This is a genomic window from Deinococcus sp. Marseille-Q6407, from assembly GCF_946848805.1.
Lineage (GTDB): Bacteria > Deinococcota > Deinococci > Deinococcales > Deinococcaceae > Deinococcus.
This window is the reverse complement of the sequence record NZ_CAMPFU010000002.1, coordinates 626,123-642,922: the sequence shown is the minus strand read 5'-3', so window position 1 is coordinate 642,922 and position 16,800 is coordinate 626,123. Positions and strand designations below refer to the sequence as shown.

Below are 16,800 nucleotides of genomic sequence, written 5' to 3'. Positions count from 1 at the left end.
CGGCCTTTTTTGCCCTGTCTCAGGTTTCAGCCCAGGGCGGCCAGTTGCTCGCGCAATGTCTGAGGGTCACGGGCCGGCAGCTGGCAGGCGTGGTTCACGCACAGGTAGGCGGTGCCACCACCCTCGCGGTCTTCCAGGACCGGCAGACCCTGTGGTGCGTCTGCCGGGGCCAGGGCCACGTAAGGCAGCAGAAATTCGGCGGCGACCTGTTCCAGCGGCGCACGCTCCTGCTGAGTGCCGATGATGGCCAGTTCGGTGTGCGGGGCTTCCAGCATGGCCGCTGCCTGCCACAGCCCGCCCATGCCGTGTGGGGCCTGCGCCAGCTCAGTGAGGTGGCTGGTCACGGTGCGGCGGGCCAGCCGCTCGCCGGCTTCGTCGCTGAAATAGCGGTTCATCCACAGGCCCAGCAGCGCAGCGGCCGCGTTGTCGCTGATGACAGCCGCATCGAAGGCGCTGCTCTGGCGAGTCAGCAGCGTTTCGGCGCGGCCGCCGCTGGAGTGGAATAGCCCGGCTTCCTCGTCCCAGAAGTCGCGCTGCACGATGTGCCACAGCTCGCGTGCCCAGTCCAGATACTCCAGCTCGCCGCTGGCCTGATACAGCGCGACCAGGCCCAGGCCGTACAGGGCGTGGTCTTCCAGTAGGCCTTCCACCCGCGGTGGCTGGCCGTCCAGCCAGCTGTGCCAGAGGGTGCCGTCCGGCTGGCGCAGGACAGCGCGCACCCAGGCGGCATTCTGCCGGGCCAGGTCCAGCCAGTGTTCCCCTTCCCCTGCGGCGCCCAGAATGCGGCCGGCGTCGGCCAGTGCAGCCAGCACCAGGCCGTTCCAGGAGGTCAGCACCTTGTCGTCGCGGTGCGGTTGGGGGCGCTGGGCACGGGCAGCCAGCAGGCGGGCACGCAGCTCAGGCAGGCGCTGACGCTGCTCTGGGGTCAGCGGGCCGGTCTGTGAGAGCACCGTGCGGCGCCCGGCGTCACGGCGGTGCGGGTCCTCGAAGTTGCCCTGCTCGGTCACACCGTAGTGGGCGCCCACCCAGTCGGCGTCTTCCTGGCCCAGCACCGCTTCCAGCTCGGCTGGAGTCCAGGTGGAGGTCAAGCCCTCGACACCCTGGGTGTCGGCGTCCTGGGCCGAGAAGAACCCGCCGGCCGGATGCCGCATCTCCCGTTCCAGATACCCGAGCGTGCCGCGGGCCATGTCCGCGAACTCGGTGTCGCCGCTCACCTGAAAGGCGGCCAGCAGCGTGCGGGTCAGCTGGGCGTTGTCGTACAGCATCTTCTCGAAGTGCGGCACCAGCCACGCAGCGTCCACCGAGTAGCGGTGAAAGCCGCCGCCCAGCTGGTCGTGAATGCCGCCGCGCCCCATCTGCCGCAGGGTGTGCAGCGCCATGGCCTGCCCCTGCCGGTCGCCCGACTTCAGCAGGAAATCCAGCGTGGTGGGCGACGGGAACTTGGGCGCGCCGCCGAAGCCTCCGGCCTGCGGGTCGAACAGCTGCGGCAGCACGTCCAGCGGCCGCTTCAGGAAGCCGGCCGGCCAGTCCTGCGCTTGCTCCGGGGCACCCGAGCGGCTGAGCGCCTGAATGTGGGCGGTCAGGGCCTGGGCGTTGGCGTCCAGGTCGGCGCGGCGGTGTTCCCAAGCGTCCGAAACCGCAGCCAGCATTCGCCGGAACGACGGCAGGCCCAGGCCCTCACGCGGCGGGTAGTAGGTGCCGGCATGAAACGGCTGGCGGTCATGGTTCAGGAACACTGTCATCGGCCAGCCGCCCTGCCCGGTCATCGCCTGGGTGGCGGCCATGTAGATGCTGTCCACATCGGGCCTTTCCTCGCGGTCCACCTTGATGTTCACGAATCCCTCGTTCATCTGCGCCGCCGTCCCCTCGTCCTCGAACGATTCGTGCGCCATCACGTGGCACCAGTGGCAGGTGCTGTAGCCGATGCTCAGCAGCACCGGCACGTCGCGGCGGCGCGCTTCCGCGAAGGCTTCGTCGCACCAGGGCCACCAGTGCACCGGGTTGCCGGCGTGCTGACGCAGATAGGGGCTGGACTCGCTGCCGAGGCGGTTGTGGCCGGGGGAGGAGGTGGGTTCGCTCATGCCGGCCAGCATAGGGGAGACGCAGCCGGGGAAATGGAGCAAAAGAAATGGAGTGATACGGCACCGGAGTTGCCGGACGCAAGCTGATACTCATAACTTGCACCTTGCATAGCTGAGCGAATAGCCGTGCTGGCGCAGGAATTCTTGCTCTTTCCGAAGCTGGCCCAGCAGGTGGTTGAGCCTGACTTCGGGGAACAAGGCGTAGAGAGCCAAGCGTGCAGCTTCCTTCAAGGTCAGGGCCTCTGAGCGGTGCAGCGTCGTCAGGGTGAAGGCCAGGAAGACCATCAAAATCCAGCGGTCCAGACCCCTGGCAGTTCGCAGCGCGAACTGCGCCAACCCAAACTGATGCTTCCCTTCTTTGAAAAACGACTCCAGTGCCCAGCGCCGTTTTCCTTCGGCCAGGATGTCATCCCCCTCTAACAGCTCAGACGACACCGCGAAGAATTCGCGGTCCCCACGGTCCATCCTCCCCAGAGACAGCGTTTCCAGAGGCCAGTTGGCGAGGTTGACGTACCCCCCATGCGGACAGTCCGCAACCGTCACCTGTCCAGGATGATCCGTGCGCCGGTTACTCCTCACACCCACCACGAACTCGAAACCGAGACGCTGCACACCGTCCAGAAAGACAGCGGATTCGAATCCACTGTCTGCCAGTACGCAGACCTGAAAGCGTTTCCCGACGAAGTCTGGCACCTCTTCCAGCAGGTCAAGGGCTAACGTGACGGGAGTGCTGGTGTACTTGCCCTGGTAGACCCGGTAAGAAATGGGGAACTTCAGTTCCCCATATTCGGCGAACAGGACCACCAGATGGATGCCGTGCCTGCCGTTGTAGACGCTGACGTAGGGCAGCTGAATTCCCACCTTTTCCACCGTGGTCAGATCCACGCTGAGCCGCAGACGAGGTCTGCGTTTGTGACGAGCTGTATCCAGCAGGATGCGCCACTGGAAGTCCTGCATCTCTTCCCGGCAGCGGTCTGAATCCCAGTCATAGACGTTGAAGAAGCGACTCAGTGCACTGGGGCTGACTCCCTCAGCCTGGCTGAACTTGGTCTTCTGACCTGGACTGTGGAAGAGGTGCAGCGAAGCCTGGAGGCTTCGCCGTTGGTACAGCGTCTCTGGAATGTCCAGAATCCGCTGTGAGAGAATATGGGTGCGCTCCCCTGAAACCTGTTTGTACACACTTCCAGAATTTCAGCTCTGGGAGCGCTTTTTGTCCGCCTATTCAGGTGCAAGTTCTGAGTGATACCCTCACTGCCCTGGCGTATGCTGGATCATGTTTCCCTCCAAGCAGACAGAAGCCAAACAAGTATGGGTCAAACTGGTCCTGGCAGCCTTGGCCGGCGCCGGGCTGGGCGGACCTGTTCTGGCGCAGTCGCCGCAGGCACGCGCTGCGCTGGCCGCTCCGGCCTCACGGCCACAGGCGCAGCCTTCTCTGAAGCGGCTGGTGGAGCTGGCCGCGCAGCCGGAGACGCCGGGCTGCTACGGCAATGTCTACTGTGTGCTGCGGCGTGACCTGCCTTCGGCCAGCCTGGACGACCGGGCAGCGTCCGGCGCCTGGGCGGGCGACAGTTATCAGGCGCGCTTGGACGTCTGGTGGAGCCGTGACGGGCGTGGGCTGCTGCTGCTGGACTGGAACTACTCCGCCGCTCCTCCCGGCTGCGGCGACTGGCCCTGTGGGTCCAGCGACCTCTATGTTCACCGTTACGTGAATGGCCGGGTAGTGGACGAGAAGTTTTCGCGGATCGGCGTGCCGTACCGGCTCCAGCCCTGGAGTGCCGTCAAGCCCGGCCTGCCGCCGGCGGTTCTGGCAGACGCCTCGGCGCGGGTACAGGCTTTCCGGCGCGCTGCGGGGGCACAGGGCGAGGTGTGGCTGGATGTGGAACTGCCTGATCGGCTTACCGACTCCCGGGTCAGCGACCTCAAAGTCTTCGTGACGAATGACGAGTCGCGGCTGCCCATCTACCGCCTGCGGTGGAACGCGGACCGGGGTGTGTTCGTGCCGGCCCGGCTGTAAGCGGCCGGTGGGGACCGGCTTCCACTACGCCATTTGGCCGATGAGGACACCGGCCAGGCCAGTCTAAGCTGGCCGGTATGACTCAGCTGACCTCGCTGCACCCTCACGAACTCTGCGGTTATTTCGTGGCTCAGCAGGGCTTTTACGGGCTGGCGCAGCCCCAGAAGCGGGCCGCTGCCATTCTGAGCCACTTCAGCGCAGCCGAGCAGGCTGAACTGGCGGGGGAATTTCTGGTGCTGCGTGAAGGCAGGGACATTGTGGCCGGGCTGGGCGTGTCGGAGGGGAAGTATGTTCAGGGCTTTTATGCCCGGGCCGCCGGCCCCCAGGTTGCCGGTCAGTGGCAGTCGCTGCTCCAGGCTCTGCGGGCGCAGCGCCCCGGCCCGCTGCGAGTGTATCTGGAAGCTCATCCGCAGTGGATCAGGCCCGACCTGGTAACTGCGCTGGAAGACGCCGGGTTCACGCGACGCACGTCTTACGGTCTGTCCAAGAACCTGTTCGGGCAGCCGCGCCACGCCGAGCTTGGCCGCCTCACCTCCTGGGACGACAGCACCGAAGCCGTGTTCCGGGCCACCTACGAACAGCTGGCAGGACCGCTGGATTTTGGCTGGGACACCGTCAAAGAGGTGGCGGTGGGCAGCGAGTTCACGCCGACGCTGTGGTATGTGCAGCCGGGGCACACGGTCTTCGGCATCGGCAGCAGCGGCCGGCACGAGAACCGACACCTTTACCGGCTGTGTGCGGCGCACTCGGACCAGCTCTGCCGTGCCGAGGTCATCGCGCTGGCCGAAACGGCCTTGATCGACCACGACGAAGCCTCGGTGTTGCATCTCTACGCTCCCGAGGGAGAAGTGGCCGGCTTGCAGGCGCAGGGCTACGTGGTGGGCCGCGCGGAAATTCACTACGACGCTTTGCCCTGAAGGGCCTGGCAAGTCTGGCCGCCTATTTGGCCCATGCTTTCAACACCTTTCGCCCGGGCAGTCCGGTCCGTTCCGTGCTCAGGACACTGCCGACCTGTCAAAGCTGGTCCGTAACGGCACTGGACTGGGCGGCTGACAGGCCACGTCAACTTTACCGGGTTGAGCGGCACGCGGACGATGCTATCACCGTGTCGCGCGGGACCATCCAGCCTCAGCACGGGTGCCAGACAAGCTGGATTTTCAGTGGCAGCAGGGCAGGCTGGAGCAGGTGAGGCGCGGCGGCCAGCCAGTGTCTGCGCAGCGGTTGCGCCTGCGGCAGTCCTGAGCGGCCACTTCCGGCTTTATTCATCCTTTATGCTGTAACGCAATGGACGCCAGAAAAGAGCAATCCAGCGCTTATGCCCGTGCCGGTGTGGATATTGATGCCGGCCACCGCGCTGTAGAACTGATGAAGGACGCGGTGGCCCGCACCCACACGCCCGCCGTGCTGGGCGGAATCGGCGGTTTCGGGGGCCTGTTCAGCCTGCGTGGGCTGAAAGACATGGAGGACCCGGTGCTGGTGGCCTCGACCGACGGCGTGGGCACCAAGACCAAGGTGGCGGTGCGCACCGGGCGCTTCGGCGGGCTGGGGCAGGACATCGTCAACCATTGCGTGAACGACATTCTGGTGCAGGGCGCCCGGCCGCTGGTGTTTCTGGATTATGTGGCGATGGGCAAACTTTCTCCCGAGCGGGTGGCCGAGGTCGTGACCGGCGCGGCAACCGCCTGCGAGGCGCTGGGCGTGGCCCTGCTGGGCGGCGAAACGGCCGAGATGCCCGGCGTGTACGTGGAAGGCGAACTGGATATCGTGGGCACCATCGTGGGCGCGGTGGACCGGCCCCGCCTGATTGACGGTCGGCGCATCGAACCCGGTGACAGCGTGATTGCCCTGCCTAGCGCCGGGCTGCACACCAACGGTTACTCGCTGGCCCGCATGGCACTGGACGACCTCGACTGGTCCGAGGCCCGCGCCGACCTGGGCGGGCAGACCCTGAACGACCTGCTCACCGTGCCGCACCGGGCCTATCTGGGCGCGTTCGATGTGCTGCAGGCGGCCGGCGTGGACATTCGCGGCATGGGCCACATCACCGGCGGCGGCCTGGTGGACAACCCACCCCGGGTGTTCCCAGAGGGCACCGGCATGCAGGTGGACCTGGGCAGCTGGACGGTGCCGCCGGTCTTTGAGCTGATCGTGCAGCGGGCCGGGGTGGAGCGGCAGGAGGCTTTCCGGGCGCTCAATATGGGCGTGGGCTTTCTGTTTATCGTGCCGGCGGCGCAGCAGGAACAGGCCCTCTCGGCGCTGCGCGGCGCCGGCGAGCAGCCCTGGGCGCTGGGCCGGATGGTGGAAGGGCAGGGCGTGACCCTTGGCTAAGCCGGGCCGGCCACGCCGCGCGCCGTTCGGCTTCCAGCTGCCCGACGGCGCCGGGTCTGCCGAGTTCTGGGTGGTGCGGCACGGTGAAAGCAGCTGGAACGCTTCGGGCCGCTACCAGGGCCAGACCGACGTGCCGCTCAGCTCACTGGGCGAGCTGCAGGTGCAGGCCCTGGCCCAGCGCCTCAGCGATCAGGAGTTCGCGGCAGTGTATTCCAGCGACCTGGCCCGGGCTCGCCTCACCGCTGAGGGAGTCGCGGAGCAGCTGGCTGGAAAGCCGCCGGTGCAGTTGGAACCCGGCCTGCGCGAAATCCAGGTGGGCAGACTGGCTGGCCTGACCTCGGCGGAGATCACCAGCCAGTTTCCCGAGTACCTGGAAGAATTGCAGCGCGACCCCTGGGCCGCCTGCCGCCCTGGCGGCGAGAGCATGCGCGACCTGTTCGTGCGCAGCCGTGAGACCTTCGCTGAACTGCGGGAACGCCACACCGGGCAGCGCGTTCTGGTGGTGACCCACGGCGGTCTGGTGCGGGTGGCGGTGGGACTGGCCCTGGGCGAGGAGGCTGGCCGTCAGGTCTGGTCCCGGCTCTCGGTGGGCAACGCCTCGATCACCCGGGTGATCCTGGGCGAACACAGCGGCACCCTGCTGGGCTTTAACGACGACGCCCATCTGGAACACCCGCTGGACACCCGCGACGGCAGCGGCCCGGCCGGGCTGATCACCTGAGCCCTGCTTTCTGGTGGTCGGTTCTCTAGAGAGAGGACGGCCAGCAAAAGAACAGGCCCAGCACCGTCATCTGCGGGCCGGGCCGGCTACTTGCGTTAGTGGGAAGACTCAGTCTTCCGAGTCGCCGCTGGGCTCTTCGGAGGTCACGAAGGGCAGGTTGCGGTCCAGCTGCGCGCGGTCCAGCCCGAAGCCGTACACGTAGGCGTTGGGAATGGTAAAGCCCAGATAGTCGATGGTGATTTCGGCTTTGCGGCGCGAGGGCTTGGACAGCAGCGAGGCGATCTTCAGCGAGGTGGGGTGCCGGCCTTCGAGGTACCCCATCAGGTACTTGAGGGTCAGCCCGGTGTCCACGATGTCTTCCACCACAATCACGTCGCGGTCCTTGATCGGAAACTGCAGGTCCTTGACCAGCTTGACCTCGCCGGTGGACTGCTGGGCGTTGCCGTACGAGCTGGCCTGCAGGAAATCCACCGTGACCGGCATCTGAATGGCGCGCACCAGGTCGGCGAAGAAGGGAAACGCGCCGTTGAGCACGCAGATCAAGTGGGGAACGCGGCCCGCGTGATCGGCTTCGATCTTGCGGGCCAGTTCCTGAATGCGGGCCTGAATTTCCTCGGCGGAGATTTGAACGGGACCTTGCCCCGGCTGATGACTCATGGCGATAGCTTAACATCCCGCCCCCGCCTCTGGCCTGCTGACCCCGGCACAAGGGCGGACAGAGGAGCCCTGACTTGACCCAGCGGCTTGGCTTAGCTGCCGCCGCCCGGCAGCTGGTAGGCGGCGCGGCGGCCCTGGCCGGTGCGTTCCAGGTGCCCGCTATCGGTCAGGCCGCGCAGCACCCGCCAGGCCTGGGCGCTGGTCAGGCCGCAGGCCTGGCGCAGGTCGGCGTTGCAGACGCGGCCGCGCTCGCGGGCCAGCGCCAGCGCAATGGCCCGGATTTCGGCGCGGCTGGGGCCGTGGGGGTGCTCCAGAGGCGCTGCCGTCAGGGCAGACGGGACGGCCGCCTGAGCTGGAGGCATGGGCGTAGGCTCCGGTTCTCCCGCTGGTGTTTTGGCGGGAGCCACTGCTTGTGCAGGCTGGCTCTGTTCCTGCCTTTGCTCCTGTCCCTGGCGTTGCAGTGCGGCGGCTGGAATGGCCTTGCCCCAGCCGCCGGCCCACAAGTTGGGGGCAGGTAGGTTGGGCGCGGGCGGGGCCGGGCGCAGCAGGGGTGCTGTGGGTACAGGTGCCCGGGCGGCCGGGGTCTGGCTGGGCGTGGGAGCCGGAACTGCGCTGTCCGGAGTAGAGCCAGCTTGCCGCAGGCTGGCCTGTTGCAGCGCCTCGCGGGCTTCAGGGCCCAGCAGGTAGGCGATGCCCCGGCCCACGCCGGCCCGCTCGATCAGCCGGGTGTCTTCCATCTGGCGCAGCAGCCGGGGCGTGCGGTCCTCGGCCAGTTGCAGGGCGCGGGCCAGCGCAGCGCGGGTGGCCTCGCCCTCGCGGGCCAGCACGCTCAGCACGATCAGCATGTCCAGCGAGAGTGTCTGCAGTTCTTCTTGCTTGCGGGCCACGAAGCGCACGAACTCGGCGTCGAAACCCATCGAGTGCAGGCTCAGTTCCACGGCGTCGGGGTAGGTGGTGAACTCGGGCGGTTCCTTGCCATGGCGCAGCATCAGCCCGAACATCTTGTCCACGCCCACCCCGGCCTGCTCGATCAGGCCCAGCCGGGCCAGCACATCGGCCAGCAGCGGGTTGCGCCGTTTGGGCTGGTGCCGCAGGATGTTGCCGGGAGTGATGCCGCCCGGCAGCCCGCCGGGGTTGAGAATATCCAGCCGGTTGGGGTACAGGTGCACATGCACCGCGTCACGTGACTGGTAATCGCGGTGGGTCAGTGCGTTGAGCAGCGCCTCGCGGTACACGGCTTCGTCCTGTTCCCAGACCTCGATCCGGAACAGGCCTACCTGCACCGGTGTGAAGCGGTTGCGGGCCTGAATCAGCTCGGCCAGCCGGCCCAGTGTGGCGGGAATGGGCCGCAGCAGGTCCTCGCGGAAGTGGAATTCCACGTCCAGCGTCTGGTGGTGATAAAAGCAGACCTCCGCCTGCGGCACGTGCGCCCGGATGGCGGCGGGGGTGCCGGCCAGCAGGATGGCGGCCAGGTTGGGCCGCAGCGCGCCGCCACTGGGCACCAGCAGTCCCAGCTCACGCAGAAAATCGATGTCTGGCAGGCCTGCAATGGGCGCCGAGCGCTGGCCCCCGCTGCGCCCAGCGAACAGGCGTAGCCGGCCCACCTCGGCCGGGTCCAGGTCGGCCAGCGAGGCGTCGGGGGGCACGCTGGCGGTGTAGTCTACGTCGGCTGCCGGCTCGGCCTCGGTCTGCGAGACCGGCACCAGATGCTGGCCGTCCCAGGCCACCACCGCGCCCTCCGGGTCCGACAGCACATAGGGCGCGCGCGGCACGAAGACGGAGAGTACCTCGCGGCCGCCCGGCTGGCGATGGCTCTGCACGTTCACGCTCAGCCGCCCGCCCGACAGCTCGAAAATGGCGTGGGTCAGCATCAGCGGGTGCAGGTCCTGCACGCCCTCGCCGCTGTCTTCCGCGCCCACCAGAATGGTGCCGCCCCGCGCGTTTGCCAGCCCTACGGCGTAGCGTGCCAATTCACCGGGCAGCACCGAGGCGGCCAGGTGAATGCAGTCGGGCCCCTGCGGGGGCACGGCGCCCAGCGGCGAAGGAGATGAGGCAGGCGGAGAAGAAGCAGGGGGGGAAGAAGCGGCGTCCGTCACTCGGCCCAGTGTAGCCGCTCAGAGTGCGGAGCCGTCTGAACGGCAGAGCCACTTGGCCGCTCAGACAGCCGCGACCGGCTCCAGAATCAAGTGCTCCAGGCGCTGAGCTGCCAGGCTGCGTTCGCGCAGGCCCGAGCGGTGGCTGCGCACCAGATCGGTCAGGGCCAGCAGCTGGTAGAGCCCCGGGTCACGCTGCGCCGCGCCCACCGCTTCGGGGCACAGCGGTTGCAGCGCGTAGCCCTCATTCGCGCCCTGCTCGTGCGGCCAGACCACCGGCTGCGCCGCCGTCCCTGGCAGTGGTGCCACCGCGCAGCCGGTGCTGACCCTGCGCACCAGCTCTTCACCCTCCTGCGGGGCCGGCAGAAAATACGGCACGCCCTTGACCAGCACGCTGACCAGTGAGGCCCGGATAGGTGTAAAGGTGCCGGGCCGCAGCAGCCGTGACACGGTGAGGCGCTCGCAGGCTTCATGCACCTGAGTTTGACTGAGCCCCAGTGATCTGCCCAGCAGGGCGTAAGAATGGGTCGGTGCCTCCGCCTGCAGCAGTTTGAGGGCTACCAGCAGATCCTGAGGACTCAACATGTCACCGACGCTAGCGGCCACTTGTCAGGGCTATGCCAGCTCATGTGCCTGCCAGCTCAACCCAGCCTGGCTTAGGGCCGGACCACAGCGCACCGTGCCGGGCCGGGGGGGTCAGCCCCCGATCTTCTGCCGGCCCAGCAGGGCGCGGCCCAGGGTCACTTCATCGGCGTATTCCAGGGCCGCGCCGACCTGCAGGCCGTAGGCGATCCGGCTCACCTCGGCGCCCAGCGGTTCCAGCAGGCGCTGGAGGTACAGGGCGGTGGCGTCGCCTTCCACAGTGGTGCCGGTCGCCAGAATCACTTCCATGCCGCTGCGGGCCCGTGGCAGCAGCTCGCGGATGTGCAGCTGTTCGGGGCCTACACCGTTCATGGGGCTCAGCACCCCGTGCAGCACGTGATACAGCCCCTGGTACTCGCCGCTGCGTTCCAGGGCGATCACGTCGCCGGGCTCTTCCACCACACAGATCAGGTCCTGATCACGGCTGGGATCGTTGCATACATCGCATAGCTCGGCGTCGGTGATGTTAAAACACACCGGGCAGGTGTGCAGGTCGGACTTGGCGGCCAGCAGTGCCTGCGAAAGCCGCTCAATGTCCTCGCGGGGCTGCTCGAAAAGATGAAAGGCCAGCCGCTGAGCGCTCTTGGGCCCGATGCCGGGCAGGCGCGACAGTTCACGGATCAGGGCGACCAGACTGGGAGGATATTTCACCCTGACAGCTTACCGGGTCACTCCAGCGGCAATTGCAGCCGGGGGAGGTGGCTGGAGCGGCCAAGGCTGCGGGGCCAGAGGCGGCAAAAAAACACCCCGCCGGAGCGGGGGCGCTGGTGGGCTGCCGGTCAGGCGCGGCCCGGGTACAGCTCAGAAGCCGGGAATCTGCAGGCCACGGGTGGCGTCCTGCTGCAGTTCATCCACCTGACCGGCAGCGTCCTGAATGGCCGCCAGAATCAGGTCTTCCAGCGCTTCCACGTCGTCGCCGTCCACCGCTTCGGGCTTGATCTTGAGGCTCTGCACCTTGCCGTGACCGTTCATGGTCACGCTGACCAGGCCGCTGGCAGTGCCTTCCACCGTCTTGGCCGCCAGGTCTTCCTGGATTCGGTTGGCCGCACTCTGGGCTTGCTGCATCTGCTTCATCAGGCGTTTCATGTCCATGTCCCGCAGTTTAGAACATCGGGCTGGCCGGAGCCGGGGCTACAAAGCCTGGGAGGGGAGGAGTCTGGGGCGCCAGGCACGGTGAACGCCGGGGCCGGCATGCTAAACTGCATTCCAGTCGGCCCGGCTGAACGGCAGCGCGGGTCACGTGGCGAAAAGCCACACCCAATTCAGTGCGGCCGCGCTGCGGCCCAGACAGCCGCTGCTCCAGTGCACATGTGCCCTGAGCACTCGTGCAGGAGCGGCGTGCGGAGGTGATAGCTATAGCGAAAGATCATAAGGTCAACGAGCAGATCAGGGTCCGTCAGATTCGCCTGATCGGGGCGAACGGAGAACAGGTCGGAATCATCGACACCAGGGACGCCCTGCGTATGGCGCGTGAAAAGAACCTGGACCTGGTGATGGTCAGCCCTCAGGCTGTGCCGCCGGTCTGCAAACTGCTTGATTATGGCCGCTTCCGCTACGAACAGCAGCAGAACGAGAAGGAAAACCGCAAGCGGGCCCGCTCTCAGGAAGTCAAGTCGATCAAGTACCGCGTCAAGATTGACGGCAACGACTTCAACACCAAGACCAACCACGTGCGCCGCTTCCTGGAAGCCGGGCACAAGGTCAAGGTGACCATCATGTTCCGTGGCCGTGAGCGTACCCACCCCGAGCTAGGCGAGCGCATTCTGGTGCGGGTGGCCGAGGTGCTGGAAGACGTGGGCACCCCCGAGAGCAAGCCCAGCATGATGGGTATGGACATGAACATGGTCATGGCCCCCAAGCCCGGCGCTGTCAAGAAAAATGCCAAGATTGAGGATATCGAGGCACAGAACGACGCCGAGGACGCTGCTGCTGCGGCCGCTGAAGCCAGTGAGCCCCAGGCCCCAGGGCGCACCCGCTTCCGACGCTGAAGCAGCTACCGAAGCCGGCGCCTGAGCCCAGCCCTCTACTCGGTTCTTTCTGGCTCCGGCTACCGCGGCCGGCCCAGGAAAAATGAGACAGAAGCCTGCCCCTTTTGGGCGGGTTTTTTGTTGCTGTAGGCGCTGGATAACTCCTCCTGGCCGCCTCACATTCAGGGCCCATCAAACCTTCATTCCGGGCATAAAGTGGCGCTTTCCTCTATTTGGTGCCGGTGGGTTGCTCGTATAACAGAGCACAGGAGCAGCCGGCAAATAGCGAGAAGGACGCTCCGCCGAGTGGCTGCTCTGCGACTGCTTGATGTCGCTGTGTTTCCAAGCCTGGTAGCCCTGCTGCCGCTTTCCCGACCCAGGAAGTCTATGTCCCGTTCTTTTGCTCTGCTGATAGCTGTACCTGCCCTGCTGATGTCCTGTGCTCCGGCTACTCAGATTTCTGCTCAGCCACAGCCCACGCCGGCTCAGGCCTGTGGCCTGCAGGCCGCTTCGATTGAAGTGAACCCGGCTGTCAACCAGACGGACCGCTGTTTCGCACAGCAGGCCGCCATGAGCGACATGTTTGAAATCCAGTCCTCCAAGCTGGCCCTGCAGCGCAGCACCAACGCTGATGTCAAGGCGTTTGCCGACCAGATCATCAAGGATCACACTGATGCCAGCAACAAGCTCAAAGACCGCGCTGGCAAGCTGAACATTGCTCTGCCTACCACCCTGGACGCCGCCAAGCTGGCCGACCTGCAAGCGCTACAGGTCAAGCAGGGCGCTGCGTTCGACCGAGTGTATGTCGCCGCGCAGATCAATGCTCACAACGATGCCATTGAGCTGTTCAAGGGCTACTTGGGACAGACTGGCACCAACGGCACCCTGCGCACCCACGCCGACGAAACCCTGCCTTACCTGACTCACCACCTGGAAATGGCCCGCGGCCTGAGCGCCAAGGTTCAGTAACCGGTAAAATCGCGGCTTTTAGAATGGCCCCGCTGGTTATCCTCTGTGACACTGGCGGGACTTCTTTTTGTTGGTAAAAGCCTTTAGACCCGCTGCCGACTGCTGCGGCCCAGCGCTGTGCCGCCCGCAATCAGATGGGCGGCCCGCAGCGGCTCCGGGACGTGGCCGGTGACGGTAAGCGCCGCCAGCGCTGCCCTGGCCTCGGCCAGGCTCAGGCCAGCCCGCTGCACCCAGACCTCGCCGCAGGGCTCCATCTCGCCGGCTTGCTGGACCAGCCGCCACTTGCGCTGGCCGCCCAGCACCTGCTCAAGCAGGGCGCGGCGAATGCGGGCCAGGTCAGGCTGCCGGCGGGCCACCACCAGCACCGGCAGGCCAGTCTGGGCATGCAACGTGTGAATATCCACCACATTGAACCCGGCCAGTGCGATGCCCTGCAGCAGAATCAGGCCCAGGTGGTCGCCGCCGTAGCCCTGCACCAGCCGGGCCAGCTCGCGGGTACTGTTGGCGCCGTCGCGCCGCACCTGCCCGCTGACCACACCGTGCAGAACAGGGCCGGTGTACACGGCTCCGAACACCGCCACGTTGCCGCGCCGCTCGCGGGCAAACGGCGCGTCATCAAAGCCGATGGCGTGGTGCAAACGCATGGTCTACCGCAGTTCGGCCGGCAGCGTGCCGCCCAGGGCCACCCAGGCTTCCAGCAGGTCGTCGGGCGGGGGGGCCACCAGCTGCAGCGGCTCTCTGGTTACCGGGTGCGGCACCGTCAGCTGCCAGGCGTGCAGGGCCTGACGCGGTATAGTTTCGCTGGCCCGCCCGTAGACTGCGTCGCCCACGATGGGACTGCCCAGGTGCGCCAGATGCACCCGGATCTGGTGGGTGCGGCCGGTGCGCGGCTCACAGCGGACCAGCGTCAGCGTGCGCCCGTGCCCGTCCGGATGCCGGCTCAGCGGGACAAAGCGGGTCTGCGCCTCACGCGGGTGAGCGCCGCCCACCGTCATCTTCTGGCGCTGCACTGGGTGGCGGCCCACCGGCGCGTCCACATTCACCGGCCCTTCCGCTTTCCACTCGCCGGCTGCAATCGCCAGATAGATTTTGCGGGTTTCCCGCGCCTTGAAACTGGCGGCCAGCGCGGCGTGGGCCTGCACTGTCTTGGCGACCACGATCACCCCGCTGGTGTCCTTGTCCAGCCGGTGGACAATGCCGGGGCGGTAGCCGGCGGGACTGTCAAAGTCTTGCTGCTCCGGCAGCTTCATTCGGCCCAGCAGCGCGTTGACCAGGGTGCCGCTGGTCACGCCCGGCGCCGGGTGGGTGACCATCCCCGGCGGCTTGTTGACGGCAATCAGGTGCTCGTCCTCGAACAGAATCTCCAGCGGAATATCTTCCGGTGCCACGCTCAGGTCGGCCGGCGGCGGGGGAGACACGCTCAGCGCCTCACCGCCGCGCAGCTTGAAACTGGCCTTGGTGACCGGGCGGCCGTCCACCAGCACCCGGCCCGCCGCAATCCAGCCGGTCAGCTGCGAGCGGCTCTGGCCGGTCAGTTCGGCGGCGACAGCGTCCAGCCGGCCGGGAGAGGCCGCGTATTGCTGGGTGGGGGGTTCATTCACTGGTGTTTCTCTCTTCTCGGGGGCGGACAACGGCTCAGCCTTTAAGCGCCGGAATCCGCAGGCCGCCGCGGCCGTCCCAGCCTTTGAAAGCATAGAAGCGGCCCGGTTCGCCGGTGCGCAGATAGTCCAGCAGCGGCTCGCGCATGGGCGGTGAATCCAGGCGCTCGCCGGCGTCTTCCGGGGTGCAGAAACGGGCTTCGGTGATAAAGCCGTCCGGGTCGCTGGGGTTCAGCAGGCCTTCCCAGGTGGCCTCGAACGCCACTGCGATGGCCCGCTCACCCCGGCGCTCATCCTCGATGTGCACGGTGTACACCATGTGCTGAATGCCGGTCAGCTTGAGGCCCGTTTCTTCCCAGATTTCGCGGTAGAGGGCTTCCAGCAGCGTCTCGCCCGGTTCCACCACGCCGCCGGGCAGGGTGTAGCGCACCCGGCCCTGGCCCTGCCAGTCGTTGCCGACCAGCAGCACCCGGCCAAAGCGGTCGCGCAGGATACCGGCGGCCACCAGCAGGTCACGCCGAGGCACGCTGGGTGCTCCCGTCTGCTGCGGCTGTGGCGCTTGCATCGGCCATTTCCAGCAGCTGCCGCTCCCGCTCGCTGCGGGCCAGGGCGCCCACCAGTTCTTCCAGCCGGCCCCCGATCACGCTGTCCAGCGGGAAGTTTTTGATGTCTCCCTCCAGCCGGTGATCGGTCACCCGGTTCTGGGGGTAGTTGTAGGTGCGCACTTTCTCGCTGCGGTCCCCGCTGCCGATCTGACTGCTGCGGGCCTCGCGCTCGCTGGCCTGCTGCCGCTCACGCTCACGCTCGGCCAGGCGGGAAGCCAGCACCATCAGCGCTTTTTCGCGGTTCTTGATCTGGCTGCGGCCGTCCTGGCATACCACCATGATCTCGTCGGGGGTGCCGGCGCGGTAGGTGGCCCGCACCGCGCTGTCGGTGGTGTTCACGCTCTGGCCGCCGGCTCCCTGCGAGCGGAACACGTCAATCCGGACTTCGCTGAGGTCCAGCTGCGCTTCGCTCTGCTCCACCTGAGGCAACACCGCCACCGTCACCGTGCTGGTGTGGATGCGGCCCTGCGACTCGGTGGCCGGCACACGCTGCACCCGGTGAACGCCACTTTCCCATTTGAAGGCGCGGTAGGCGTACTCGCCGGTCACCTCGGCCATCACCTTGCTGTAACCGCCCAGGTCGCTTTCGCCGGCGTCCAGCACTTCCAGCTTCAGCCTGGCCGCCTCGGCGTAGCGCGAGTACATCCGCAGCAGGTCGGCAGCGAACAGCCCAGCCTCGGCGCCGCCCGCCCCGGCGCGCAGTTCCAGCACCACGTCGCGCGGGTCGTTGGGATCGGTGGGCAGCAGCAGGATTTCCAGTTCGGCTTCCAGCGCTTCAAGGCGGGCCGCGATGCGGTCCAGCTCGGCCTGCGCCATCTCGCGCAGTTCGGCGTCGCTGCCCGGGTCGGCCAGCAACTCGCGGCTGCCTTCGCGCTCGGCGTTCAAGGTTTCATATTCACGGTAGAGGGTGACCAGCGGCGAGAGTTCGCGGTGCCGGCGGGTCAGCCGGGCGTATTCGCGGCCGCCGCCCTCCGCCAGCACGGCCGGGTCGCCCAGGGCGCGCTCCACCATGCCGAATTCGCTGACCAGTTCAGCCAGGCGTGGGCTTAGCATTCTGGCCCCCAGTCGTCCGGCTCACGTTCCGGGCCGGCACCGGAGAATTGTTGAGAGAAGTACACAGCTTGC

General features: G+C 66.9%; 17 protein-coding genes. 6 read left to right on the top strand and 11 right to left on the bottom strand.

From position 1 onward, the window contains the following. Positions 1-26: 26 nt before the first annotated feature. Positions 27-2,081 carry a thioredoxin domain-containing protein gene (locus OCI36_RS05145; protein ID WP_261664005.1) on the bottom strand — a complete coding sequence of 685 codons (2,055 nt, stop codon included), beginning with the start codon at positions 2,079-2,081 and terminating at the stop codon, positions 27-29. Between the two features lie 90 nt (positions 2,082-2,171). Then, positions 2,172-3,260 (bottom strand): transposase, encoded by a 1,089-nt coding sequence (locus tag OCI36_RS05140; RefSeq protein WP_261664004.1) that lies wholly within the window; start codon positions 3,258-3,260, stop codon positions 2,172-2,174. A 94-nt stretch (positions 3,261-3,354) separates the two neighbouring features. Here OCI36_RS05140 and OCI36_RS05135 point away from each other — a divergent pair, with 94 nt between their 5' ends. The 4 genes from OCI36_RS05135 to OCI36_RS05120 all read left to right on the top strand — a co-directional run bounded on the left by OCI36_RS05135 (position 3,355) and on the right by OCI36_RS05120 (position 7,144). Next, positions 3,355-4,095: a hypothetical protein gene (locus tag OCI36_RS05135; protein WP_261664003.1), complete on the top strand. Its 741-nt coding sequence runs from the start codon at positions 3,355-3,357 to the stop codon at positions 4,093-4,095. A 77-nt stretch (positions 4,096-4,172) separates the two neighbouring features. Then, a complete protein-coding gene (locus OCI36_RS05130; protein ID WP_261664002.1) occupies positions 4,173-5,012 on the top strand; it encodes a hypothetical protein in 840 nt (279 codons plus the stop codon). A gap of 367 nt (positions 5,013-5,379) precedes the next feature. Then, entirely contained in the window at positions 5,380-6,423 is a 1,044-nt protein-coding gene (gene purM / locus OCI36_RS05125) for a phosphoribosylformylglycinamidine cyclo-ligase (RefSeq protein ID WP_261664001.1), read from the top strand. Then, on the top strand, positions 6,416-7,144 hold the full coding sequence (locus OCI36_RS05120) for a histidine phosphatase family protein (RefSeq protein ID WP_261664000.1): 729 nt from the start codon (positions 6,416-6,418) through the stop codon (positions 7,142-7,144). The genes purM and OCI36_RS05120 overlap by 8 nt, the downstream gene beginning before the upstream one ends. A 108-nt stretch (positions 7,145-7,252) precedes the next feature. Here OCI36_RS05120 and hpt read toward each other — a convergent pair whose 3' ends face one another. From hpt to OCI36_RS05095, 5 genes are all read right to left on the bottom strand, one after another. Beyond that, positions 7,253-7,801, bottom strand: coding sequence for a hypoxanthine phosphoribosyltransferase (gene hpt, locus OCI36_RS05115; protein WP_261663999.1), 549 nt, complete (start codon positions 7,799-7,801; stop codon positions 7,253-7,255). Positions 7,802-7,893: 92 nt separating this feature from the next. Continuing rightward, the gene (locus OCI36_RS05110) at positions 7,894-9,897 is read right to left on the bottom strand and encodes an ATP-binding protein (RefSeq protein ID WP_409996717.1); all 2,004 of its coding nucleotides are present in this window, start codon (positions 9,895-9,897) and stop codon (positions 7,894-7,896) included. Between the two features lie 60 nt (positions 9,898-9,957). Further along, on the bottom strand, positions 9,958-10,479 hold the full coding sequence (locus tag OCI36_RS05105) for a hypothetical protein (protein ID WP_261663998.1): 522 nt from the start codon (positions 10,477-10,479) through the stop codon (positions 9,958-9,960). A gap of 111 nt (positions 10,480-10,590) precedes the next feature. Further along, positions 10,591-11,187 carry a recombination mediator RecR gene (recR, locus tag OCI36_RS05100; protein ID WP_261663997.1) on the bottom strand — a complete coding sequence of 199 codons (597 nt, stop codon included), beginning with the start codon at positions 11,185-11,187 and terminating at the stop codon, positions 10,591-10,593. Between the two features lie 150 nt (positions 11,188-11,337). After that, the gene (locus OCI36_RS05095; RefSeq protein WP_261663996.1) at positions 11,338-11,628 is read right to left on the bottom strand and encodes a YbaB/EbfC family nucleoid-associated protein; all 291 of its coding nucleotides are present in this window, start codon (positions 11,626-11,628) and stop codon (positions 11,338-11,340) included. A 254-nt stretch (positions 11,629-11,882) separates the two neighbouring features. On the opposite strand from OCI36_RS05095, the gene infC reads away from it, so the two are divergent. Together infC and OCI36_RS05085 are read left to right on the top strand one after the other, a co-directional pair. Next, on the top strand, positions 11,883-12,524 hold the full coding sequence (gene infC, locus OCI36_RS05090; RefSeq protein WP_261663995.1) for a translation initiation factor IF-3: 642 nt from the start codon (positions 11,883-11,885) through the stop codon (positions 12,522-12,524). 366 nt (positions 12,525-12,890) lie between these two features. Beyond that, on the top strand, positions 12,891-13,472 hold the full coding sequence (locus OCI36_RS05085) for a DUF4142 domain-containing protein (RefSeq protein WP_261663994.1): 582 nt from the start codon (positions 12,891-12,893) through the stop codon (positions 13,470-13,472). Between the two features lie 83 nt (positions 13,473-13,555). On the opposite strand, the gene OCI36_RS05080 is transcribed toward OCI36_RS05085, so the two are convergent. From OCI36_RS05080 to prfA, 4 genes are read right to left on the bottom strand one after another with little or no spacing between them, the layout of a single operon-like run. After that, positions 13,556-14,116: a DUF99 family protein gene (locus OCI36_RS05080; protein WP_261663993.1), complete on the bottom strand. Its 561-nt coding sequence runs from the start codon at positions 14,114-14,116 to the stop codon at positions 13,556-13,558. A 3-nt stretch (positions 14,117-14,119) separates the two neighbouring features. Further along, positions 14,120-15,073 carry an RluA family pseudouridine synthase gene (locus OCI36_RS05075; protein ID WP_261663992.1) on the bottom strand — a complete coding sequence of 318 codons (954 nt, stop codon included), beginning with the start codon at positions 15,071-15,073 and terminating at the stop codon, positions 14,120-14,122. A gap of 34 nt (positions 15,074-15,107) precedes the next feature. Next, a complete protein-coding gene (locus tag OCI36_RS05070; protein ID WP_261663991.1) occupies positions 15,108-15,596 on the bottom strand; it encodes an NUDIX hydrolase in 489 nt (162 codons plus the stop codon). Beyond that, on the bottom strand, positions 15,583-16,728 hold the full coding sequence (gene prfA / locus OCI36_RS05065) for a peptide chain release factor 1 (RefSeq protein WP_261663990.1): 1,146 nt from the start codon (positions 16,726-16,728) through the stop codon (positions 15,583-15,585). The genes OCI36_RS05070 and prfA overlap by 14 nt, the downstream gene beginning before the upstream one ends. Positions 16,729-16,800 lie beyond the last annotated feature (72 nt).